The organism is Bradyrhizobium genomosp. I (2014) (assembly GCF_000261685.1).
In the GTDB taxonomy this organism is placed as follows: Bacteria; Pseudomonadota; Alphaproteobacteria; order Rhizobiales; family Xanthobacteraceae; genus Bradyrhizobium.
The window spans coordinates 1-1,462 of record NZ_AJQE01000480.1; the positions used below are offsets into that span (position 1 = coordinate 1).

The following is a 1,462-nucleotide window of genomic DNA, read 5'->3' on the forward strand; positions in this document are numbered from 1 at the left end:
ACTCAGCTCTGATTCCGGGTACTAGATGCGGTAATGGGCCCGGCTCCGGAGCAAGGGGTCATGATGGTGGCTGTCCCCCGATAGATGATGAAACGGGGTCACGACTTGAGTCGGCCCCAAGCATCTGGAGACGGAGGACAGCCGTGGAGAATTATGCCGGAATCGACGTGTCATTGGAACTGTCGAGCGTGTGTGTTGTGGACGCCCAGGGTAAGATCCTGAAGGAAGCGAAGGTCGCAAGCGAACCCGACGCCTTAGTTGAGTTTTTTGAGACGCTCGGCTTTGCAGTGAAGCGGATCGGGCTGGAGGCTGGGCCGCTGTCGCAATGGCTGCATGCAGGCCTGAAAGGTGCAGGATTTGAAACAGTTCTGCTGGAAACGCGGCACGTGAAGGCCGCATTATCTGCAATGACGGTCAAGACGGATCGCAAGGATGCCCGCGGGATCGCCCAGTTGATCCGGATGGGATGGTTTCGGCAGGTACACGCAAAGTCGGTTGATGCGCAAGAGATCCGGGCACTCCTGATCGCACGCAAACAGCTTCTCGGGCGGCTGATCGATGTAGAATTAAGTATCCGAGGGATTTTGCGCGGCTTCGGTCTGAAGGTCGGCCCGGTGACGCGAAGGAATTTCGAAGCGCGGATTCGAGAGTTGGTTGCAGGCCAGGCGACATTGGAGCGCATTGCTGGTGCGATGCTTTCGGCACGATCGGCCCTGAAGGCAGAATACGGAAGACTACACAAGGCTGTGCTGGCAATTGTGCGTGATGATGCAGTCTGCCGCCAGCTTATGACAGTACCAGGCGTTGGTCCCCTGGTGGCCATCACCTACAAATCGGCGATTGATGATCCTCATCGCATTGTAAAGTCAAAGGCAGCAGGCGCGCTGTTCGGGCTCACGCCAAAGAAATATCAATCGGGAGAAAAGGACGTCACGGGCGGAATCACGCTGGCCGGCGATGAGACGGTGCGGACGGCCTTGTATGAAGCCGCCAACGTTCTGCTATCGCGCATCACGCGGTTCTCAAAACTCAAACGCTGGGGGATGGACGTCGCCAAGCGGAGAGGCTCGAAGCGCGCAAAGGTCGCCTTGGCACGCAAGCTCGCAGTGATCCTGCATCGGATCTGGGTCGATGGCACGACTTACCGATGGGCCGAAGCGGGCTCAATCGCAGCATAGAAGACGTGGAGGAGATCAAGAACGCAACCGGGATGAACTGAAGCCCGGTGCCCGAAGTCCCGTCGCCGGGACGGTGGATGCGGTGAAGCCGTTACACGCCCAGTGGCCGTCGTCCGACGAACCACGCGTATCTAGATAGGCTCACCGCTCCCTCTGACAGCATGATGTGGCGGCCAGGCGTCGACCACGAACAGAAGCATGAGCTCGGCGGCGTGGCGTTCACTCGGGAGGCTTGACATCATCGGGCCCATTACAGAAGGGTCTGTACCTAAATAGCGCCACGT

1 protein-coding gene is annotated in these 1,462 nt (G+C 58.6%); it reads left to right on the forward strand.

The annotated features are described in order from the left end of the window. Window positions 1–143 precede the first annotated feature (143 nt). Window positions 144–1,178 (forward strand): IS110 family transposase, encoded by a 1,035-nt coding sequence (locus IC50_RS38130; protein WP_035716814.1) that lies wholly within the window; start codon window positions 144–146, stop codon window positions 1,176–1,178. Window positions 1,179–1,462 lie beyond the last annotated feature (284 nt).